Source organism: Kitasatospora sp. NPDC022785, from assembly GCF_055561295.1.
Map to the genome: position 1 here is coordinate 94,273 of NZ_JBVHHB010000026.1, position 22,182 is coordinate 116,454.

General features: G+C 73.7%; 12 protein-coding genes. 2 read left to right on the top strand and 10 right to left on the bottom strand.

What is annotated here, in order from left to right:
- Positions 1 to 63: 63 nt before the first annotated feature.
- A complete protein-coding gene (locus tag ACZ3YO_RS31670) occupies positions 64 to 1,320 on the bottom strand; it encodes a serine/threonine-protein kinase (protein ID WP_465576200.1) in 1,257 nt (418 codons plus the stop codon).
- 211 nt (positions 1,321 to 1,531) lie between these two features.
- Positions 1,532 to 3,412: a serine/threonine-protein kinase gene (locus ACZ3YO_RS31675; protein WP_465576203.1), complete on the bottom strand. Its 1,881-nt coding sequence runs from the start codon at positions 3,410 to 3,412 to the stop codon at positions 1,532 to 1,534.
- Positions 3,413 to 3,838: 426 nt separating this feature from the next.
- Here ACZ3YO_RS31675 and ACZ3YO_RS31680 point away from each other — a divergent pair, with 426 nt between their 5' ends.
- Complete coding sequence (locus tag ACZ3YO_RS31680; RefSeq protein WP_465576206.1) at positions 3,839 to 6,688, top strand: FtsK/SpoIIIE domain-containing protein; 2,850 nt, start codon at positions 3,839 to 3,841, stop codon at positions 6,686 to 6,688.
- Positions 6,689 to 6,782: 94 nt separating this feature from the next.
- On the opposite strand, the gene ACZ3YO_RS31685 is transcribed toward ACZ3YO_RS31680, so the two are convergent.
- The 7 genes from ACZ3YO_RS31685 to ACZ3YO_RS31715 all read right to left on the bottom strand — a co-directional run bounded on the left by ACZ3YO_RS31685 (position 6,783) and on the right by ACZ3YO_RS31715 (position 18,038).
- The gene (locus tag ACZ3YO_RS31685) at positions 6,783 to 7,601 is read right to left on the bottom strand and encodes a hypothetical protein (protein ID WP_465576209.1); all 819 of its coding nucleotides are present in this window, start codon (positions 7,599 to 7,601) and stop codon (positions 6,783 to 6,785) included.
- Positions 7,602 to 7,791: 190 nt separating this feature from the next.
- Positions 7,792 to 8,346, bottom strand: coding sequence for a hypothetical protein (locus ACZ3YO_RS31690; RefSeq protein WP_465576212.1), 555 nt, complete (start codon positions 8,344 to 8,346; stop codon positions 7,792 to 7,794).
- 96 nt (positions 8,347 to 8,442) lie between these two features.
- The gene (locus ACZ3YO_RS31695) at positions 8,443 to 13,389 is read right to left on the bottom strand and encodes an NAD-glutamate dehydrogenase (protein WP_465576215.1); all 4,947 of its coding nucleotides are present in this window, start codon (positions 13,387 to 13,389) and stop codon (positions 8,443 to 8,445) included.
- A gap of 320 nt (positions 13,390 to 13,709) precedes the next feature.
- Positions 13,710 to 15,341, bottom strand: a complete 1,632-nt coding sequence (pruA, locus tag ACZ3YO_RS31700; protein ID WP_465576262.1) for an L-glutamate gamma-semialdehyde dehydrogenase — start codon at positions 15,339 to 15,341, stop codon at positions 13,710 to 13,712.
- 144 nt (positions 15,342 to 15,485) lie between these two features.
- On the bottom strand, positions 15,486 to 16,142 hold the full coding sequence (locus tag ACZ3YO_RS31705; RefSeq protein ID WP_465576218.1) for an HAD family hydrolase: 657 nt from the start codon (positions 16,140 to 16,142) through the stop codon (positions 15,486 to 15,488).
- A 76-nt stretch (positions 16,143 to 16,218) separates the two neighbouring features.
- Entirely contained in the window at positions 16,219 to 16,728 is a 510-nt protein-coding gene (locus tag ACZ3YO_RS31710; RefSeq protein WP_465550064.1) for a DUF6912 family protein, read from the bottom strand.
- Between the two features lie 236 nt (positions 16,729 to 16,964).
- Entirely contained in the window at positions 16,965 to 18,038 is a 1,074-nt protein-coding gene (locus ACZ3YO_RS31715; protein WP_465576221.1) for a patatin-like phospholipase family protein, read from the bottom strand.
- A 438-nt stretch (positions 18,039 to 18,476) separates the two neighbouring features.
- Between ACZ3YO_RS31715 and ACZ3YO_RS31720 the strand changes: the two genes are divergently transcribed.
- Entirely contained in the window at positions 18,477 to 19,013 is a 537-nt protein-coding gene (locus ACZ3YO_RS31720) for an Rv3235 family protein (protein WP_465576224.1), read from the top strand.
- A gap of 185 nt (positions 19,014 to 19,198) precedes the next feature.
- On the opposite strand, the gene secA is transcribed toward ACZ3YO_RS31720, so the two are convergent.
- Entirely contained in the window at positions 19,199 to 21,961 is a 2,763-nt protein-coding gene (gene secA, locus ACZ3YO_RS31725; RefSeq protein WP_465576226.1) for a preprotein translocase subunit SecA, read from the bottom strand.
- Positions 21,962 to 22,182 lie beyond the last annotated feature (221 nt).

A 22,182-nucleotide genomic window follows, 5' to 3' on the forward strand; every position in this document is an offset into this window, starting at 1 on the left:
CCCCGGGGGGGCTCCTGGCGACACCGGGTGCCTCCGGCTCCCCGACCGGGTGCCCGCCGTCCCCTACGGGGCCCGCTGCGGTGCGGAGTGGACCACCGGGCGGGGCGCCTTCCCGGCGTCGGGGGCGGTGGCCGCGAAGGCCGTCCAGGCGGCGGCCGCACCGGCCAGCAGCAGGATCGTGGCCAGCAGGACCGCCAGCACCCGGCGGCGGCGCAGCAGCGCCTGGCGGTCCCGGCGGTGAGCCGTGGGGGCGGTGCGCTGGGCCCGGGACTCGGCCGCGTAGGAGGCCAGCTCCTGGGCGGAGGGGCGGCGCAGGCTGGTGTGGGTGTCCCGGGTGGAGTCCGGGGCGACGCCCGGCACCAGCGGGACGGCCGGGCCCCGGCGGCGCTTGTGGGTGCCGGGGCCGGCGTCCACCTCGGCGTAGACGGCCTCGCCGGGGGTCAGCAGCTCCTCGGCGGGGGGCCGGCCCTGCTGCGGGACGGCCAGCACCGGGAGCCCGGCCAGCGCCGGCAGCTGCTCGCGCAGCCGCGCGGCCAGCTCGGCGGCGCGCAGCCGGGAGGCCGGGGCCTTGGCCAGGCACTCGGAGATGATCCGCCAGAGGCCGTCCGGCAGGCCGGGGATCGGCGGTACCTGCTCGGTGACGTGGCGGCGCAGCACCGCGCCGGTGTGGCCGCCGCCGAACGGGGTGGAGCCGGCCAGCAGCTCGTAGAGCACGGTGGCGAGGGCGTAGATGTCGACGGCCGCGCGCGGCTCCAGACCCTCGATGATCTCGGGGGCGAGGTAGTCGGGGGTGCCGATGATCCGGGTGGCGCGGGTCCGGCGGGGGGCGTCGACCAGACGGGCCACGCCGAAGTCGGTCAGCTTGGCGCGCGGGGCACCGCCGGGGCCGGGGGCGGCGGCGAGGTCGAGCAGGACGTTCTCGGGCTTGACGTCGCGGTGGACGATCCCGGCGGCGTGCGCGGCGGCCAGGCCGTCTGCGACGTCCGCGATGACCGAGACGGCGGTCTGCGGGGCGAGTGCGCCGTCGCGTTCCAGCCGGGAGCGCAGGTCGGTGCCCTGGACCAGCTCCATGACCAGGGCGAGGTCGCTCCCGTCGACGACCATGTCGCGCACGCCGACCACCCGGGGGTGGTCGAGGCTGGTCAGCGCGGCGCGTTCCTGGACGAAGCGGCCGACCAGCACCTGGTCGGCGGCGAGGTCCTCGCGCAGCAGCTTGACCGCCACCGGGCCGTCCGGCCCCTCGCCGAGCCAGACCGTCCCGGCCGAGCCCCGGCCGATCACCTGGTGGACGGTGTAGCGGCTGCCGATCTTGCGTGCCAATGCTGCTCCGTGGGCGGCGGGAGCGCGCCGGGGGTCCGGTGCGCTCGGTGGGGCGGGACAACAGCGACCAACCTACGCGCCCGGACCCCCTCCGCGGGCCGCCTGAGGGGGTCCGTCGGGCACTGGCGGCCGAGAAATATTGAGAATTATCGACAAAGCGTCAATGTCGCTGCCAGGCCCGGCGCCTGGAGTCCGTGCCGGGCCCGGGCCGTCACTTGTTCGAGTCGAGGATGCTGCTCACCCAGTCGCTCGCGCTGTTGAACCAGCCCTGGACGTCGGCCCAGTACTGCGGCAGCGGCGTGAAGTTCCACAGCGCCACCGCGGCCACGGCCAGCACCAGCAGGACCATCAGGCAGCCCTTCAGGCAGCCGAGGCCCGGGATGTACATCCGGTTGCGGCTGCGCCGGCGCGGCTCCCGGGGCTCCGGCTCCCGGCGGGCGGGCTGCGGCGGCGCCTCCCGGCGCTGCGGGGGCTCGCGGTGCTGCGGCGCCGGCGGCTCGGCCCGGCGCGGCGCGGCCTGGTAGCCCTGCGGCGGTCCGGCCGGCGGCTGCTGCGGGCGGCCCTGCGGCTGCCGGTACGGCTGCGGGGGCTGGTAGCCCTGCGGCGGGCGGCCGTGCTGCGGGGGCTGGTTGTAGCCGCCGGGCGGCCCCGGACGGCCGCCGGGGGCCGGCTGACCGCCCTGCCCGGCCTGGTAGGGCGGCGGGGCCACCGGCGGGCGCTGGGCGTACCCGGGCGGCGGGGCCTGCCGGTAGCCGCCCGGCGCCTGCTGCGGCTGGTAGCCCTGCGGACCCTGCGGGCGGCCGCCGGCGGGGCCCCCCTGCCCGGCCTGGAAGGGCGGCGGGGCCACCGGCGGGGCGTCGAAGTCCTCCGGGTCGAAGTAGCCGATCTCGGTCTGCTGGTTGCGGTCCCGGGCGGCGCGCAGCTGGGTCTGCCACGGGTGCGGCGCCTCCGGCTGCGGCGGCCCGGGCGGGACGGGCGGCGAGGCCGTGGGCGGCATCAGCTGGGTGCGGTCCGCCGCGCCGTACGGGGCGGCCGGCGGCGGCTGGGTGCTCATCACCGCGGTCGCGGCGGCCGGGTCGTACTGCTGGCCGGACTGGACGGCCGGGCCGGCCGGGAGCACCTGGGTGCGGTCCTCGGCGGATGCGCCGTCGGGAGCGGCGGGGGGCACCGCGGCCGGCTGCGGGTCCGGCAGCAGCAGCGCGCCGACCGCGAGCGCCGCGTCCACCGCCACCGGCGAGGCGTGCACCCCGACCCCGGCCGCGACCACGCGCAGCGCGCGGGCCAGCGAGACGGCGCTCGGCCGCTGCGCAGGGTCCTTGCGCAGGCAGCGCTCGATCACCGTCCAGAGCGGGTCCGGCATGGTGGACGGGCGCTGCGGCTCCTGGGCCAGGTGCGCCTGGAGGATCGCCAGCGGGCCGTCGCCCTGGAACGGCTGCCGGCCGGTGACCAGCTCGTACAGCATGATGCCGGCGCCGTACACGTCCACCGCGGAGGTCTGCGGGCGGCCCTCGGCGGACTCCGGCGCGACGTAGGCCGGGGTACCGACGAACTCGTGGGTGCGGGTGATACCCGGGGAGTCGGCGAGCCGGGCGATGCCGAAGTCGGTCAGCATCGGGTGCATCTGCTCGGTGCCGTCCACCATGGTGGAGGCGAGCAGTACGTTGGCCGGCTTGAGGTCGCGGTGGACGACGCCGTCGGCGTGGCTGGCCGCCAGCGCGTCGGCGACCTGGGCCATCAGGAGGGCGCCGGCGATCGGGCTGAACGGGCCGTTGCCGCGCAGGTAGCGGGCCAGGTCGGGGCCCTCGACCAGGTCCATCACCAGGGCCAGCAGCTCGCCCTCGACGACGAGGTCGCGGACCTTGACGATGTTGGGGTGGGTCAGCCGCAGCAGCAGCGAGCGCTCGCGCAGGAAGCGCATCACCACGTCCGGGTCGGCCGCCAGCTCCTCGCGCAGCACCTTGATCGCGACCGGCCGGCCGGGCTCGGTGCCGGGCACCACGACGTCCGGGCGCACCCGTCCGCGCCAGACGGTGCCGGTGGCCCCCCGTCCGAGGGTCTCCTCAAGCAGATACTTGCTGCCGACTGGCCGCACCTGTCGCACTCCTCGCCGTGCCGCCCGCGCGGGGCGCTCCTCCGCCGGTGCGGTGAGCCTGCCGGGCCCGTGTTCCGGCCACTCTAACGGTGTCCGTTCACGTTTTTGAGGCGACCGGCGAGGGGTTCGGCGCGGCTCTGCGGGACATCCCCCGAGGGGGTCCCGGGGAGCGGCGGCCGGGACCGGGCGGGCGGCGGTTGACCTGACTCCCCGTCGCCCCCACCATGGCGGTGATCGCAAGATCGTCAAATCCTGTACCGTGCGCGGACTGTCGGTGACGGATGGCAGGATGACACTTGCCACTCTTGTGGCCCAATGCCGTCGCGGCGGCCCGCAGGGCGCCAGGCGCCGGCGGGCAGGCAGCACAGCCCGGGCGGCAAGCGTCGGCACCAGGCGTCAGCACCAGCAGAAGGGACCGCGGGCGAGATGCAGATCCGGCTGACCGTCCTCCGACCGCGCAGCGGACCGGCAGCCGCCGGATCCGCCATCCCCTACGTGGACGTGCTGGTCACCGCGCCCGTGGGCACCGCGCTCGGCTCCCTCGCGGGCGCCCTGGCGGGCGCCGTGGGCGTGCGCGGCCCACGGGCCGCCACCCATGTGCACCTGTACGCCGGGGCGCACCGGGTGGACGAGCACACCCTGCTCGGCCACCCCCCGCTGCTCGACGGCGCCGTGCTCAGCCTCAACGAGCCCGACCCGACCGCCGACGACCCCGACGACGGCCCCGGCGCCGCCGAACTGCGGGTGGTCGGCGGCCCCGACGCCGGCGGCGTGCACCGCCTGCACGGCCGGGAGATCCGGGTCGGCCGCTCCGGCGAGGCCGACGTCCCGCTCGACGACCCGGACGTCTCCCGGCTCCACCTCGCCCTCCACCTCGGCGAGGACGGCCGGGTCACCGTCCGCGACCTCGGCTCCACCAACGGCACCACCCTGGACGGCCGGATCGTCCCGCCCGGCCCGGCCGAGGAGGCCGTCCCGCTCGACGGCACCGGCCTGCTGCGGATCGGCGAGTCGACCCTCCAGGTCGCGGCCCCGGAGCTCCGGGACGGATCCGGGGCGCCCGCCCGCTCGGCGCTCCCCGACGGCCACGGCCACCTCCAGCTCGCCCCGCCCGCCCCGCTGCGACCCTCGCCCCCCGTGGTCGAACCGCCCGCCGCACCCGAGCCCGCCGCCGGCCGCACCCGCGGCCTGCTCTCGCTCCGGCTCGGCCGCGCCGCCGCGGAGCCGCCCGGCCAGGAGAGCGCCGAGCGCCACCACGCCGCCGTCCGCACCCGCCAGGCCGCCGCCCAGCGCGAGCGCTGGCCCGACCTCGCCACCCTGCTGCTCAACGCCCTCGGCCCCGGCCCCCGGCTCTGGGAGCGAGGCCCCGGCCACCCCGACGCGCTCACCCTGCGCCTCGGCACCTCCGACCGACCGGGCGGCCCCGGCACCACCCCCGGCACCCTGCTGCCCGCCGTCCCCGTCACCCTCGACCTGCAGACCGCCGGCAGCCTCGGCCTCAGCGGCCCGCGCGAACGCCTCGACGCCCTCACCCGCGCCGTCGTCGCCCAGCTCGCCGCCCTGCACCCGCCCACCGGCCTCAGCCTCGTCGTGGTCGACGCCGACCCCGCCCGGCCCGCACAGGACCGCGCCGACACGTGGGCCTGGGCACTCTGGCTGCCGCACCTGCGCCCCGCCGACGGCCAGGACTGCCGGCTGCTGATCGGGCTCGACGACGACCAGGCCACCGCCCGCCTCACCGAGCTCACCGCCCGGCTCAGCGGCCCGACCGGCCTCGGCGGCCACCCCGCCACCGTCGTCGTGGTCGACGGCCGCCCTGCCGCCGAGGCCGCCCGGCAGGCGCTCGACCTGCTGCTGCGCCAGGGCCCGGCCGTCGGCATCTTCCCGGTCTGCCTCGCCGAGCAGCCCGAACTGCTGCCGCGCGGGCTCGGCGCCACCGCCCTGATCACCGGCGAGGTCGGCACCCAGCTCTCCCTCGACCGGCCCGTCGCGCGCGGCCGCGAGACCCTGCACGAGGTCTCGCTGGACGCCGTCTCCGACGCCTGGGCCGAGCGGCTGGCCCGCGTCCTCGCCCCGCTGCGCGAGGCCGTCCCGGCCGCCCGGGGCCCGCTGCCCGACGCGCTGCGCCTGCTCGACCTGCTCCAGCTCGACACCGTCACCCCCGCCAAGCTCTCCGCCCGCTGGGCGGCACACGCCGGCGGCATCGGCGCCGCCACGGCCCTGCTCGGCACCACCCGGGACGAGCTCTGCACCCTCGACCTGGCCGACCCCGAGCTCACCCTCCCCTCCCCCGACCCGGGCGGCCCGCACCTGCTCATCGGAGGCGCGCGCGGCTCCGGCAAGACCGAGCTGCTGCGCACCCTGGTCGCCTCGCTCGCCGTCTCCGAACGGCCCGAGCGGCTGGCCGTCACGATCATCGAGGGCCGGGCGTCGGAGGACGGCCTGGACGGCTGTACCGAGCTGCCGCACGTCACCGGCCATCTGAACGCCGCCACCGACCCGCGGGCCGCGCTGCTCGCCGCGGAGTCGCTGGAGGACGAACTCGCCCTGCGCGAGCGGCTCTTCGACGGGCTGGACTTCGCCTCCTGGCACGCGGCCCGCATCCTCGACGGGGAACGGGGCCTGGACGCGGAGCGGGACCTGGAGGGTGACGACCGCCCGGCCGTCCCGGTGCCCGCCGCGGTGGGGGCGGCCGGCGCCGCACCCGTCCCCCGGATCGTCCAGCCCCGCAGCGGCGACTCCCCCCGGCCGGCCCCCGCCGCCGCACCGGTACCGGCCCGGCTGGTCGTCGTGGTGGACGACTACGACGCCCTGCTCGCCCCCACCTCCCCGGCCGGCCGCCCGCTCGCCCGGGCACTGGCCGCGGTCGCCCGCCGCGGCGGCCCGCTCGGCGTGCACCTCGCCGTCGCCACCGGCCGCCCGGAGGAGAGCGCCGGCACCGAGGTCGACGAGGCCGCCCTGCTCCGGATCGCCCTACGCACCGACGACCCGGCCGACTCCGACCTGCTCATCCATCTCGGCGACGCGGCCGCGCTCGCCGAGGACACCCCGGGCCGCGGCTACCTGCGGCTGCCCGACGGCGGCGTCACCGCCTTCCAGACCGCCCGGATCAGCGGCCGCATCCCGCGCACCGCGACCCTGCGGCCCACCGTCGTCGCCATAGACCCGCTCCAGCTCGGCGCCCCGCCCGCGCGCCGCCCGGTCCGCGAACTGGGCAACGGGCCGACCGACCTCGCCCTGCTGGCCAGCGCCCTGCAGCGGGCCGCCGGGCGGTAGCCCCAGGGCGGACCGATGGCCCCGGCCGGATCTCACCGGCCGGGGCCGTCCGCCGTCCGCCGCTCGGCCGCGCCCCCGCACGGCTTCCGGATGCTCAGGAGCAGAACGTGCCGCGTTTGACCAGGGCGAGGCCGGCGACCTTCGCACCGTCCATGGTGAACTCGTACATCCAGCCCTCGCTGCCCTGGCGGCCCTCGGCCGGCATCTCGTACTTGCCGGTCCCCTCCTTGGCGGGCTGGAGACCCTTCCCGTCGTAGGCCTGCTTGAGCTCGTCCAGCGTCGAGCCGGCGCCGATGCCCTCGGCGGTCCTCGTCCCGGCCGGGGCGACGAGTTCACGCAGGCCCTCGGTGCCGAAGCCGGCCCGGCCGGTGGTCAGGAAGGTCTTGTCCCGCGTCTCGCGCGCCGTGCCGAGGACCTTCGACTCCTCGGAGAGCCGGGCGACCTCCTTCATGTCGGCGGCGTCCTGGTCGAGCCGGGCCGCCTGGCGCTTGTAGTACTCCTGCATCTCCTTCAGCGACGCGCCCGGTGGCAGCGTCTCCGTCGGCTTCTTCTTGGCCTTGATCTCGTCCAGCTTGGCCGTCAGCGCGTCGGACTTGGCGCGGGCGTCCGCCTCGGCCGCCATCCGGACCGGGTCCGGCGCCGGGCCGCCCTTGTAGACGAAGTCGGTGCAGCCGTTGAGCAGCGACACCGGGGCGGCTTCCAGGGCGCCGGTGGCCAGCGCCGCCTCCTTGGTCATACCGGGCTTCAGGCCCTTGTAGCCGCCCGCGCCGAACGGCTCCGGCGGCGGGCTCACGGCGGTGGCCGCTTCGGCGGCGTCGGTCTTGGTCCTGTTGTCGCAGGCCGCCGCGCCGGTGACGACGAGCGCGGCGGTCAGTACGGTCACCGCCAGACGCCCGGTGCGCGTCGTTCTCATGATGATCATCCCCCCGTTTCCGCAGGCCACCGTACCGAAGCCGGATCCGCGACCCGCATCCGGCACCCGGCCCTGCGAGGGGGCGGTCAGAGCGCCCGGAAGTCCGGACCGCCCGAACGGTCCGTCCACCCGGAGGGTCAGTCCGTCCGGAAGGGTCAGTCCACCCGGAGGGTCAGTCCGTCCGGAAGGGTCAGTCCACCCGGAAGCCACCATGCCGGGCCGTCTCCTGGAGCCAGTCGAGCCAGAGCGGCCAGATCGGGCCGGCCTCCAGCTCGCGGCGGACGGCGGCGGGCGCGGTGGCGTAGCGGGCCAGGGCTTCGGTGATCTCCTCCGAGCCGACCAGCCAGGGGCCGCTCTCCGTCATCTTGAACTCGGGTATCCCCACCATGCCGAAGACGCGGTGGGCCTGGGCGGCGCGGTCCGCGGCGTTGTGGGCGTCCCGGACGCCCTGGGGTGCGGCGTACCAGTCGGCCATGCCGGCGAACGGCCACTCGGGGAAGTCCGGTTCGTCGGCCTCGTAGCTCATCCGGGTGCGACGCATGCCCTCACGGCAGACACCCATCTGGTGGTCGTCGAGGGTCATCCGGTAGTCGGGCACGAGCGCTTCGTACTCCGCCCGGCAGTCCGGTGTGTGCGGGCACTCGGGGAGCCGTTCCACGCAGGTCTCGAAGCGTGCGCGGGCGGCGGCCGCCGGCTCAGGCAGCTGCTCCCACTCCAGGTCGTACTCGATGTCCAGGTCGTCCACGGGCTCCCCCTTCAGGCGGAGCAACAGAATAGGGCGGGACCGCGTCGGGTGACGCGGTCCCGCCCCATCTGACCGGAACTCAGGCTGCCCGGGCCGTCAGCGCATCGACCCCGTGCGGAGCAGGGTGCGGATGACGCGCATGGCCACCGACAGGCTGGACAGCTCGTAGTTGTCCGAACCCCTTATGTCGTCGAGCGTGCTCTTGGCGCGGTTCAGCAGGGTGGCGTTGAGGTCCGCCCACGCGGTGTACCGCTCCTCGGGGGTGGCGCCCTCGGGGCCGCAGGCCAGGATGTCGGCGGTCAGGGCCGCGTGGGCCGCGAAGAGGTCCTCGCGGATGGCGGCGCGGGCCATCGACGACCAGCGGTCGATGCGCGGCAGCTCGATGATGCGGTCGAGCAGGTGGGTGATCTGGAGGCGGTCGGCGAGGTCGTAGTACAGCTCGGCGACCTCGGCGACGTCCTTGCCGGACCGGTCCGCGACCTCGGTGATGTCCAGGGTCGGGAAGGTCGAGGAGAGACCCGCGATCCGGTTGGCCAGGGCCTCCGGGACGCCGGCGGCGGCCAGCTCGTCGTAGACCGACTCGAACCAGGCCAGGTCCTCACCGCGCAGCGGCTTGGGCAGCGAGCCCCAGACCTGGTTGACCCGGTCGTGGAAGAACTCGATGGTGGCGGCGATGTCGAGCGGCTGGCGGCGGTTGTTGAGCATCCACCGGGTGGCACGCTCGACGAGCCGGCGCGAGTGCAGCCGCATCTTGGTCTGGGCGCGGGCGGGGACCTGGTTGTCCAGGGCCTCGATCTCGGACCAGATCCCCTCCAGGCCGAAGACGGCCCGCGCGGCGGTGTGCGTCCGGGCGATCTCCTCGTACGTGGCGCCGGTCTCCTCCTTCAGCCGGAAGGCGAAGGTGCAGCCACCGCGGTTGATCGTGTCGTTGACGATCAGCGTGGTGATGATCTCGCGGCGCAGCGCGTGGTTGTCGATCGCGTCGGCGAACTTGGCCCGCAGCGCGCTCGGGAAGTACTCGTGCAGCGCGGTGCGGAAGAACGGGTCGTCGGGCAGCTCGGTGGCGAGCAGCTCGTCGGCCAGCGTGATCTTGGTGTAGGCGAGCAGCACCGACAGCTCGGGCTGGGAGAGGCCGCGGCCGTTCTGCTGGCGCTCGCGGATCTGCCGCTCGGTGGGCAGGAACTCCAGCGCCCGGTCGAGCCGGCCGTCGCGCTCCAGGCGGTTGATCATCCGGGAGTGGACGTTGACCATGCTGACGGCCTGGGCGACCGCGTTGGCCAGCACCACGTTCTGCGCGTAGTTGTTGCGCAGGACCAGGTGGCCGACCTCGTCGGTCATCTCGGCCAGCAGGGCGTTACGCTGCTTGACCGTCATGTCGCCGTCGGCGACGACCTGGTTGAGCAGGATCTTGATGTTGACCTCGTGGTCCGAGGTGTCCACGCCGGCCGAGTTGTCGATGGCGTCGGTGTTGATCCAGCCGCCCGTGCCCTCGGGACCGCCGGTGGCCGCGTACTCGATGCGGCCGAGCTGGGTGCAGCCGAGGTTGCCGCCCTCGCCGATGACCCGGGCCCGGACCTGCTCGCCGTTGACCCGGATGGCGTCGTTGGCCTTGTCGCCGACCTCGGCGTTGGTCTCGGCCGAGGCCTTGATGTAGGTGCCGATGCCACCGTTCCAGAACAGGTCGACGGGCGCCTGAAGGACGGCCTTCATCAGCTCAGCCGGGGTCAGCCGGGACTCCTCGATGCCGAGCACGGCCCGGACCTGCGGGCTGAGCTGGATCGACTTGGCGCTGCGCGGGAAGACGCCGCCGCCCGCCGAGATCAGCGACTTGTCGTAGTCGTCCCAGGAGCTGCGGGGCAGCTCGAAGAGGCGGCGGCGCTCGGCGTACGAGGCGGCCGCGTCCGGGTTGGGGTCGAGGAAGATGTGCCGGTGGTCGAAGGCGGCGACCAGGCGGATGTGCTCGCTGAGCAGCATGCCGTTGCCGAAGACGTCACCGGACATGTCGCCGATGCCGACGACGGTGAAGTCCTGGGTCTGGGTGTCGTGGCCCAGCTCGCGGAAGTTGCGCTTGACCGACTCCCAGGCGCCGCGGGCGGTGATGCCCATGCCCTTGTGGTCGTAGCCGGCCGAGCCGCCGGAGGCGAACGCGTCGCCCAGCCAGAAGCCGTACGACTCGGCGACACCGTTGGCGATGTCGGAGAAGGTCGCGGTGCCCTTGTCGGCGGCGACGACCAGGTAGGTGTCGTCCTCGTCGTGGCGGACCACGTCGGCCGGGTGCACGACCGCGCCGCCGACCAGGTTGTCGGTGATGTCGAGCAGCGCCGAGATGAACGTCTTGTAGGACGAGATGCCCTCGGCCAGCCAGGCGTCCCGGTCCACCGACGGGTCCGGCAGCTGCTTGGCGACGAAGCCGCCCTTGGCACCGACCGGCACGATGACGGTGTTCTTCACCATCTGCGCCTTGACCAGGCCGAGGATCTCGGTCCGGAAGTCCTCACGCCGGTCGGACCAGCGCAGACCACCGCGGGCGACCTTGCCGAAGCGCAGGTGCACGCCCTCGACCTGCGGCGAGTACACCCAGATCTCGAACGCCGGCCGCGGGGCCGGAAGGTCCGGGATGGCCTTCGGGTCGAACTTCATCGACACGTAGGAGTGCCACTCGCCGGTGCCGTCGTGCTGGAAGAAGTTGGTCCGCAGGGTGGCCTTGATGAGGTGCAGGAAGGAACGCAGGATGCGGTCCTCGTCCAGCGAGACGACCTCGTCCAGCGCGCCGGAGAGCTCCTCCACGATGCCCTCGGTCAGCTCGGCGGAGCCCTGCTGGTGGCTGGGGCTCAGCCGGGCCTCGAAGAGGTTGACCAGCAGGCGGGTGGTGTGGGTGTTGTTGCGGAGCGCGTCCTCCATGTAGTCCTGGGAGAACGTGGAGCCCGCCTGGCGCAGGTACTTGGCGTACGCGCGGAGCATCATCGTCTGGCGCCAGGTCAGCCCGGCGGTCAGCACCAGCTCGTTGAAGCCGTCGTTCTCGGCCCGGCCGGTCCAGGTGGCGGCGAACGTCTCCTGGAAGCGGTCGCGCGCCTCGTCGGTCAGCTCGACGGCCTCGCGCAGCCGCAGGCCGAAGTCGTACACCCAGGCGGTGGTGTGGTCCGAGCGGGTCAGCGCGTACGGGTGCTCGTCGAGCACCTCGACGCCCAGGCGCTGCAGGACCGGCAGGACCTCGGTGAGCGAGATCGGGCCGCCGACCCGGTAGATCTTGAAGCGGCGCTCGTCGTCGCCCGCGCCGACCGGCTGGTACAGGTTGAGGCGGAAGTCGCCCTCGCCGTGCAGCGACTCGATCTGCTTGAGGTCGGCGACGGCGGTGCGCGCGGTGAAGTCGGCGCGGTAGCCGTCCGGGAAGGCGTTGGCGTACTTGCGGGACAGCTCGGCGGCCCGCTCCTCGCCCAGCTCCAGGTGCAGCTGGTCGTTGAAGCCGTCCATCCAGAACCGGGCGGCCTCGGCGAGCTTGCCCTCGATCCGCTCGATCTCGGCGTCGGTCAGGTGCGGCAGCTCGCTGCCGGGGGTGACCCGGACGACGAAGTGCAGACGGGTCAGCACGGACTCCGTCGACCAGACCGTGTAGTCGATCGAGGCGCCGTTGAGCTCCTGCATCAGGATGTCCATCAGGCGCAGCCTGATGCGGGTGGTGTAGCGGTCGCGCGGCAGGTAGACCAGCGCGGAGAAGTAGCGCCCGTACTCGTCCTGGCGCAGGAACAGCCGCAGCCGGCGGCGCTCCTGCAGGTAGAGCACGCTGGTGGCGATCTGGAGCAGCTCGGCGGCCGGGGTCTGGAAGATCTCGTCCCGGGGGAAGGTCTCCAGGATCTGCAGCAGGTCGCGGCCGTCGTGGCTCTCGGTGGAGAAGCCGGAGCTGGCGATGACGTCCTGGACCTTGCGGCGGACGACCGGGATGCGGCTGACCGACTCGGTGTAGGCGGCGGCCGAGAAGAGGCCGAGGAAGCGGCGCTCGCCGATGACCTCGCCGTTGGCGTCGAACTTCTTCACGCCGACGTAGTCGAGGTAGGCCGGGCGGTGCACGGTGGCGCGGCTGTTGGCCTTGGTGAGGACGAGCAGCTTCTTCTCGTGCGCCTTGGCACGGACCGGCGCGGAGAGCCGGCCGAAGGCCTCGCTCACCGGGTGGTGGTCGTCGTCGTGGCTGATCGGGTCGGAGCGCAGGATGCCGAGGCCGGTGCCGGCAACGGCCTTCAGGACCTCCTCGCCCTCGTGCTCGACCAGGTCGTACTCGCGGTAGCCGAGGAAGGTGAAGTGGTCGTCGGCGAGCCAGCGCATCAGCTCCCAGGCCTCGCCGACCTCCTGCTCGGGCAGGTGGGCCGGGGGCTCCTCGGCGAGCTCGTCGGCGAGCCGGAGCGCGGAGTCGCGCATCTTCGACCAGTCCTCGACGACCTCGCGGACGTCGCCGAGCACGCGGCGCAGGTCGGTCTCGATCGCGCGGAGGTCCTCGCGGTCGGTCTCGCGGTCGATCTCGATGTGCATCCACGACTCGACCACGGCGTCGGCGGGCCACTCGGCACCGGCGGCCTGGCTGCGGGCGCAGGCGTCGATGTCCAGGATCTCCAGCAGCTTGCCGGTGATGTCACGGCGGACGACCAGCTGGGGGTGGATCACGATGTGGATCGCGCGGTCCTGGCGGGACAGCTCGTTGGTGACCGAGTCGACCAGGAACGGCATGTCGTCGGTGACGACCTCGACCACGGTGTGGCCGCAGGACCAGCCGTTCTCCTCCACCGAGGGGGTGTGCACCCGCACCTCGGCGGTGCCCTGCGGGCGCTTGAGCCCGAGCCGGTAGTGCGAGGCGGCCGCGCCGTACACGTCGACCGGGTCGCGGTAGACCAGGTCCTCGGCCGCGGTGTGCAGGTAGTAGTGGTGCAGGTACGCGGACAGAGCGCCGTTGCTCAGGCCCTCCCCCGGCGCCGCTCCCCCCACCTGGCTGTTCTCAGCGGCTGCTGCTGCCTTCGTGAGCAGTTCGGCCTTGGCTGCGTCCAGCTTGGTCTGCATGACTTCTTGGCTCCTGTCGCGCGCCGTTGCGTGACTCGGTGGTGTGTGGATGTGCACCGCCGGGTCCACCGCAATCCTGCCGCACCGACCGACTGAAAGGCTTCCATGGCGCGCATGAAACACCTCTGCAGCGGGTAGGACGAGACGTTCGGCCTGCAGCACCCGACGACGCCAGCCAGCCTAACGGGAGGATTTGAAGGTGTCAGGGGACAGGGAGGCACAATCCTGCAGGAAGATCCCTCCGTCCTGGACACCATGTCCAATCCGGCCCGTCATGTTCGCCATCAGCTGGAATGCGTTCACCCACGGCCGTACGGCGTTCACGCTGAGCCCATGTGCGGGTAGCCGTACGCGGTCGGCGGGACGAAGGTCTCCTTGATCGACCGGGCCGACGTCCAGCGCAGCAGGTTCTGCGCGGCGCCCGCCTTGTCGTTGGTGCCGGAGGCCCGGCCGCCGCCGAACGGCTGCTGGCCGACCACCGCGCCGGTCGGCTTGTCGTTGATGTAGAAGTTGCCCGCCGCGAACCGCAGCTCCTCCACCGCGCGGGCGATGGCGTAGCGGTCCTGGGCGATCACCGCCCCGGTCAGGCCGTACGGCGCGCCGGAGTCGACCCGCCCGAGCACGTCGTCCCAGCGGGCGTCCTCGTAGACGTGGACGGCCAGGATCGGGCCGAAGTACTCGGTCCGGAACATCTCGTTGCGGTGGTCGGAGGAGACCAGCACGGTCGGGCGGACGAACCAGCCGATCGCGTCGTCGTACTGGCCGCCGGCCGCCAGCTCCACCGTCGGGTCGCTCTTGGCCCGCTCGATCGCGTCGCGGTTCTTCTCGAAGGCCCGCCGGTCGATCAGCGCGCCCATGAAGTTGGAGAGGTCGGTGACGTCGCCGACGGCCAGTGCGTCCACCTCGGCCAGGAAGTCGTCCTTGATCTTCTGCCAGAGGCTGCGCGGCAGGTACGCGCGGGAGAGCGCCGAGCACTTCTGGCCCTGGTACTCGAAGGCGCCGCGGATCAGGGCGGTCTTCAGGGTCTCCGGGTCGGCCGAGCGGTGGGCGAGCAGGAAGTCCTTGCCGCCGGTCTCGCCGACGATCCGCGGGTACGTCCGGTAGCCGCCGATGTTGGCGCCGATGGTCTGCCAGAGCGACTGGAAGGTGGCGGTGGAGCCGGTGAAGTGCAGCCCGGCCAGGGCCGGGTCGGCCAGCGCCACCGCGGAGAGCTGCTGCCCGTCGCCGGTCACCAGGTTGATCACCCCGGGCGGCAGGCCGGCCGCCTCCAGCAGCCGCATCAGGTGGTGGGCGGCCAGTGTCTGGGTCGGCGCCGGCTTCCAGACCACGGTGTTGCCCATCAGCGCGGGTGCGGTCGGCAGGTTGCCGGCGATCGCGGTGAAGTTGAACGGGGTGATCGCGTAGACGAAACCTTCCAGCGGGCGGTGGTCGGTGCGGTTCCACACCCCCGGCGAGGAGACCGGCTGCTCGGCCAGGATCCGGCGGGCGAAGTCCACGTTGAACCGCCAGAAGTCGATCAGCTCGCAGGCGGAGTCGATCTCGGCCTGCTGCACCGTCTTGGACTGGCCCAGCATGGTCGCCGCGTTGAGCGTCTCCCGCCAGGGCCCGGCCAGCAGGTCGGCGGCGCGCAGGAAGACCGCCGCGCGGTCGTCGAAGGAGAGCGAGCGCCACTCCCGCCCGGCCGCCAGTGCCGCGTCCACCGCCGCCCGGGCGTCCTCCCGGGTGGCGTTGCCGAGCACGCCGAGCTTGGCCGCGTGGTGGTGCGGCTGGACGACGTCGATCCGCTCACCGCCGCCGAACCGCTGCTCGCCGCCGATCGTCATCGGCAGCGGGATCTGCTCGGCGGCCAGCTCGTCCAGCCGGCGCACCAGCCGGGCCCGCTCCGGGCTGCCGGGCGCGTAGCCGTGCACCGGCTCGTTCCCCGGGACCGGGACCTGGGTGACTGCGTCGATGGGCATGGCGGCTCCGCTCGTCCTGGTGGCCCGGCCCACAGCGGCCCGGCGTCAATCCAGACTGACCAGCGGCGGGCCGGTTCGCCCGCTCAGACACGCCACCGGCGGACGTGGTTCACGCCACGCCCCGGGCGGCCGCGGGGGTCAGCCCGCCATCCGCCCGGCCAGCTCGACCGCCTCCGCCAGACTGTCCACCACCGGGACGCCGACCGGCTCCAGCTTCTCCCGGGTGTGCGAGCCGCCGGTGTACAGCACGGCCTGGGCGCCCGCGTTCAGCGCCGCCAGCGCGTCGTCCGCGGCATCGCCGATCAGCACCGTACGGGCCGGGTCGACGTGCGCGCCGAGCGCCGCCAGGTGCCGGGTCAGGTGCTCCGCCTTCTGGCCGCCGGACGGGCCGCTGCGGCCGTCCACCCGCAGGAAGTGACCGGTCAGGCCGAACGCATCGACCACCGGCAGCAGCCTCTCGTGGTCGTACATCGACAGCAGCGACTGGCTGTGCCCGGCCGCCTGCCAGCCGTCCAGCAGCTCCACGACCCCGTCGGTCAGACCGCAGGCCACGCTCAGCTCCCGGTAGCGGTCGTGGAACGCGTCGTCCAGCAGCAGCCACTCGGCCTCGGAGGGCATCCGGCCGAGCAGCCGCTGGTAGAAGCGGGGAATGGGGATCTCGTACTGCTCCCGGTACTCCTGCATGGTCATCGGCGCGATGCCGACGGTCGCGAACGCGGCGTTGCTCGCGCCGAGCACCGCCTCCATGTCATGAAAGAGCGTGCCGTTCCAGTCCCAGACGATATGAGTGCGCACGGAGGGAACGGTAACCCCGGCTGTCGACAGGCCGGTAGGACGGGGCTCACGCGGGCCGCCCGCCGGGGCCGGCGGCTCAGGCCAGCAGGGAGGGGATCTCCTGGGTGGCGAACCAGAGCAGGTCGTGATCCTCCGCGCCGTCCACCGTGAACTGGGCGTCCTGGTCGCCCGCGTCGGCCGCCGCCACGGCGGCCACCGCCGCCTCGACGTCCGTGACCACCTCCTGGTCGGCCACGTCCGCGTGCACCGCGGCCGCCTTCGCCAGCCGCACCGGGCCGGCCAGCACCACGCGGCCCAGCGAGGCCTGGTCCTGGTACTCGTCGCCGGGGAACGGCTCGACCGCGGAGTCGGCGACGTCCAGCGCCACCACCACCCGGCGGCGCGGGGCGTCCGGATCCGCCGCCAGCAGGCGCAGCGAGGACTGGGCGGCCCGGTTGAGCGCCGCGTACTCCAGCTCCTCGATGTCGTCGCTGACGTACCACTCGCGCAGCGCGGGGGTCACGGCGTACGCCGCGGACTGCTCCAGGGCGCCGCCCGGGTGCGCCGCCGCCAGGCCGGTCAGGGTGGTGGGCACGTACACGCGCATGGGTGGCACTCTCCGGTTCGTCCAGCGGCACAGCTTCCAGCGCCCCCAGAATAAGCGCCGGGACGGCGCCCGTGATCACGCGCTCACCCCCGTCCGCGCCCCGTGCGCCGGGTACGGAGGGGGCGACGTGGCCCGACAGCCGCCGCGTGCCCGGTCACGGCACGCCCGGCCGCGCGCCCCTGGGGCCGCCTTCACGCCCGGGCCGCCCTACCTCCGGGGCCCTTCCCCGCGCCTGGTCACCGGACGCCGTCCAGGGCCGCCCGGCTGGTCTGCAGCGCGCTCTCCAGCACCGCGCCGCGGCGGGCCGGGTCCATCATGTTCGGGCCCATCACCGCCAGGTCGGCCAGGGTCGGCGCGAGCAGGTGCACCCGGACGCCGCTCTCCCGCAGCACCCTGGCCTCGCGCAGCAGCTGCCGGGTCACCGCCCGGCGGTAGCGGCCGACCAGCTGGGCGAGCACCCCGCGCGGGCGGTCCCGGGCACGCCACTCGCGCAGCGCCGCCAGCGTGCCCCGGCCCGGGCCCTCTGACGACTCGGTGCGGCCTCGGGGGTCCAGCCGCAGGCCCATCGGGGCGAGCACGTAGACCTCGTCCAGGCCGCGGCCGAGCATGAGGTCCGCGTTGGTGGCCGACCAGCAGCCGCCGTCCACGTACGCCGAGCCGTCCACCCTGACCGGGGTGAACCAGCCGGGGATCGCGCAGGAGGCCATCACGGCCTCCGCGACCACCGCGGGCGGCGCGTCCGGGTCGCCGAAGACCACCCGGTGACCGCTGCGGTAGTCCACCGCGGCCACCCGCAGCGGCGAGCCGTCCGGAAAGCCGCCCGGGCCGAGCAGGCCGCGCACCAGGTCGCCGACCGGCGCCAGCGAGCCGCGGCCGTGCGGCGCCATCGCCGAGACCATGGTCAGCAGCGGGTACTCGCGCGGGTGCCGGACGGCGTCCCGGAGCAGGCCCGGCGAGCCGATTCCGGCGCGTGGCCGCGGGGGCAGGGCGCCGCCGACCGCCGTGTCGTAGTCGAAGTCCACCCCGGCGAGCGGGCCGGTGGTGACGGGCAGGCCGCGCTGGTGGTCGCGGAGCTGGTCGGCGCGGACCCCGCCGGCCAGCATCGCGCCGAGGATCGCGCCCGCCGACGTGCCGAGGACCACCTCGGCGCTGCCCGGCTGCCAGCCGGCGGCCTCCTCGACGGCGCAGAGCGCGCCGACCGTCCAGGCCGCGCCGAGCATCCCGCCGCCGCCCAGCACCAGGCCGCGCCGGGGAGCGTCATCGGCGGGGCGTGGCGCCGCCGCCCTCGTCTCCGATACCCGTGTCGTCATGCCGGCCGCCTGTCGTCGTCGGGGCGGTTGTCGTCCGTGCCTTGGCTGTCGTCCTGCCGGGGCTGTCGTCCGTGCCTTGGCTGTCGTCCGCTTCGGGCGCTGTCCTCCGTCTCGGGGTGCCGACGCCGGCCTCCGCGGCTTCCGGTCCGGATCCGATCGTGCGCGCCGACCGGCCGGCCGCGCAACGCCGCACCCCCGGCGCGACCACCCGTCCCGGCGTACCCGACCGTCCCCTTTCGGGCCTTCCGACCGGGCCCCGCACGTCAACCGCGTGCCCCTCAAGCAGTGCCGACGCCCTTCGCCACACTGGCCCGTTCACCCGGATAGGTGAACCTCCGGAGCGGCCGGGGGCGAGCCGGGAACCCGGTTGCCGACCCGCGCGAAGCACAACTACCAAGGACCCGTCCGTACTCGCACCACCCGCTCCGAGGAGTGCCCATGACCGCCCACCCGACCCCCACCGGCCCTGTGCCCGGCGGCCCCGCCGGCCCGCACCACGCCGCCCGAACCGGCCGGACCGGCCCGCCGTCGGCCCGCCCGCACCAGCCGCACCCCACCGCCCGGGCCTGCCACCACCCGCCCGCCGGCCGGCGTCCGCGCCACCCACGGGCCGCCTGCACCACCGCCGGCTCCTCCCCCACCGCCCCGGGCCTCCGCAGCGGGCTGAGCACCCGGTTCGCCCACCAGCTGGTCGAGGTGCTCACCGGGGCCCGGCCGTCCGGCCAGCTGATGCGCCACACCTCGCTGGACGGCTACGGCCAGCTGGCCGCCCTCGTCCGTGCGGGCACACTGCGGCGCGGCGGCGCCGCCGGCCGGCCGCGGCTGGGGCCGGTGCACGACAGATCGCCCTCCCCCGACGCGGTCGAGGCCTGCGTCCGGGTCGACCTCGGCAGCCGGCACCACATGGTGGCGTTCCGGCTGGAGCTGCGCGGACCCACCGGGCAGTGGCAGTGCACGGCCGTGGAGGCCCGGTGAGCTGGGGGCCGGCGACCGCGCCCCCGGCTCCCGCCGCGCTCGGCCGTCGCGCCCCGGCGGCCGTCACGCCCGCCCACTCCACCCCGGCCGCCGTCCCCGCCCGGGCCGCCGCAACGGCGCAGGGCGCCACCCCCGTACGGGAGTGGCGCCCTGCGTGGCCGCGGGCCGGGCGGACCGGCCGTGCCTCAGCTCTTGCGACGGCGGCCCTTGGCCGACTTGGCGGCCTTGCGGCGCTCGGCGCGGGTCAGCCCGTCGCCCTCGTCCTCCGGCGCGAGGTCGTCGAAGTCGCCCTCGACGACACCGCCGCCGACCTCGTCCGAGGGGGCCGTGTAGTGCAGCCGCTGCGGCTTGGGGGCCTCCAGGCCCTTGGCCTTGATCTCCGGACGGGCGGCATCCTTCTCCAGCTTGTCGAGCACCACCTCGGCATCCTCGACCGGCACCTCCTCGACCTGCTGCTCGACCTGGACCTCCAGGTTGAACAGGTAGCCGACGGACTCCTCCTTGATGCCCTCCATCATCGCGGTGAACATGTCGAAGCCCTCGCGCTGGTACTCGACCAGCGGGTCGCGCTGCGCCATGGCCCGCAGGCCGATGCCCTCCTGGAGGTAGTCCATCTCGTAGAGGTGCTCGCGCCAGCGGCGGTCCAGCACCGAGAGGACGACCCGGCGCTCCAGCTCGCGCATGATCTCCGCGCCCAGCTGGTCCTCACGGGCGCCGTACTGCGCCTGGATGTCCTCCTGGACGACCTTGGTGAGGAACTCCGGGGTGAGCCCGGCGGTGCCGCCGGCCTCCTCCTCCAGCTCCTCCAGCTCCAGGGTGACGGGGTAGAGCTGCTTCAGAGCCGTCCAGAGCTTTTCGAGGTCCCAGTCGTCCTCGAAGCCCTCGCCGGTCGCCGCCTTGACGTACGCCTCGACGGTGTCGTCCATGAAGTGGCCGACCTGCTCCTGCAGGTCCTCGCCCTCCAGCACGCGGCGGCGCTCGCCGTAGATGACCTCGCGCTGACGGTTCAGCACCTCGTCGTACTTGAGGACGTTCTTGCGGATCTCGAAGTTCTGCTGCTCGACCTGGGTCTGCGCCGAGGCGATGGCGCGGGTGACCATCTTGGACTCGATCGGCACGTCCTCGGGCACGTTGGCCATCGAGAGCACGCGCTCGACCATGCCGGCCTTGAACAGGCGCATCAGGTCGTCGCCGAGCGACAGGTAGAAGCGGGACTCGCCCGGGTCGCCCTGACGGCCGGAGCGGCCGCGCAGCTGGTTGTCGATCCGGCGGGACTCGTGCCGCTCGGTGCCGAGGACGTAGAGGCCACCGGCCTCCTTGACCTCGTCCTGCTCCGCCTTGACGGAGGCCTTGGCCTTCTCCAGCGCGGCGGGGAACGCGGCCTCGTACTCGTCCGGGGTCTCGGTCGGGGTGAGCCCGCGCTGCGCCAGCTCGGCCGCCGCGAGGTGGTCGGAGTTGCCGCCGAGCATGATGTCGGTGCCACGGCCGGCCATGTTGGTGGCGACGGTGACGGCGCCCTTGCGGCCCGCCTGCGCGACGATCTGCGCCTCGCGCTCGTGGTGCTTGGCGTTCAGCACCTCGTGCGGGATGCCGCGCTTGCGCAGCTCCTGCGACAGGTACTCGGACTTCTCCACCGACACGGTGCCGACCAGCACCGGCTGGCCCTTCTCGTGCTTCTCGGCGATGTCCTCGACCACGGCGGCGAACTTGGCCGGCTCCGACTTGTAGATCAGGTCGGGCTGGTCGATGCGCAGCGGCGTCTTGTTGGTCGGGATCGGCACCACGCCGAGCTTGTAGATCTGGTGGAACTCGGCCGCCTCGGTGGTACCGGTACCGGTCATGCCGGCCAGCTTGTCGTACAGGCGGAAGAAGTTCTGCAGGGTGATGGTGGCCAGCGTCTGGTTCTCGTTCTGGACCTCCACCCCCTCCTTGGCCTCGATGGCCTGGTGCATGCCCTCGTTGTAGCGGCGGCCGGCGAGGATACGGCCAGTGTGCTCGTCGACGATCATGACCTCGCCGTTCATCACGACGTAGTCCTTGTCCGCCTTGTACAACTCCTTCGCCTTGATGGCGTTGTTCAGGAAGCCGACCAGCGGGGTGTTCACCGACTCGTAGAGGTTGTCGATGCCGAGGTAGTCCTCGACGCGGGAGACACCCTCCTCCAGCACGCCGACGGTGCGCTTCTTCTCGTCGACCTCGTAGTCGCGGTCGATCTTCAGGCGCTGCACCAGCTTGGCGAAGTCGGCGTACCACTTGGTCGCCTGGTCGGCCGGGCCGGAGATGATCAGCGGGGTACGGGCCTCGTCGATGAGGATCGAGTCGACCTCGTCGACCACGGCGAAGTTGTGGCCGCGCTGGACGAGTTCGTCCTTCGACCAGGCCATGTTGTCGCGCAGGTAGTCGAAGCCGAACTCGTTGTTGGTGCCGTACGTGATGTCCATCCCGTACTGGCGCTTGCGCTCGGCGGGCGTCATGTTGCCCAGGATCACGCCGACTTCCAGGCCCAGGAAGCGGTGCACCCGGCCCATCCACTCCGAGTCGCGCTCGGCGAGGTAGTCGTTGACGGTGATCAGGTGCACGCCCTTGCCGGTCAGCGCGTTGAGGTACGCGGGCAGGGTGCCGACCAGGGTCTTGCCCTCACCGGTGCGCATCTCGGCGACGTAGCCGTGGTGCAGCGCGGCGCCGCCCATGAGCTGGACGTCGTAGTGCCGCTGGCCGAGCACGCGCTTGGCCGCCTCGCGGACGGTGGCGAACGCCTCGGGGAGGATGTCGTCCAGGGTCTCGCCGTCGGCGAGTCGCTGCTTGTACTCGTCGGTCAGCGCGCGCAGCTCGGCGTCGGTGAGGTTGACGAAGTCCTCTTCGATGGAGTTGACCTGGGCAGCAATCCGCTGCAGCTTGCGAAGGATCTTGCCTTCGCCGGCGCGCAGGATCTTGTCGAAGACGGACACTTGAGCGGGCTCCTTGCCTGTATTGGCACTGGACGACTGCACGGGGGGTCCACCCCACCGCACGGGCCATCGTATGCGAGGAGTCCAACGCCCCGGGAGGTGCGTCAGCACGCTATTCCCGTGTCACTCGTGCGAGCACATGACCTGATAGCACCGCCCACCGGGGCAAAACGGTCAGCGCCGCGGGCAGTTGGGCGGTTTAGCCGGTTAATCGGATGCTC

Bases quoted from the DNA above. Each gene is read 5' to 3' on its own strand.
- ACZ3YO_RS31685 (WP_465576209.1), bottom strand. From the start codon at position 7,601: ATGAGAACGACGCGCACCGGGCGTCTGGCGGTGACCGTACTGACCGCC.
- ACZ3YO_RS31715 (WP_465576221.1), bottom strand. From the start codon at position 18,038: ATGACGACACGGGTATCGGAGACGAGGGCGGCGGCGCCACGCCCCGCC.
- ACZ3YO_RS31695 (WP_465576215.1), bottom strand. From the start codon at position 13,389: ATGCAGACCAAGCTGGACGCAGCCAAGGCCGAACTGCTCACGAAGGCA.
- ACZ3YO_RS31710 (WP_465550064.1), bottom strand. From the start codon at position 16,728: ATGCGCGTGTACGTGCCCACCACCCTGACCGGCCTGGCGGCGGCGCAC.
- ACZ3YO_RS31720 (WP_465576224.1), top strand. From the start codon at position 18,477: ATGACCGCCCACCCGACCCCCACCGGCCCTGTGCCCGGCGGCCCCGCC.
- ACZ3YO_RS31680 (WP_465576206.1), top strand. From the start codon at position 3,839: ATGCAGATCCGGCTGACCGTCCTCCGACCGCGCAGCGGACCGGCAGCC.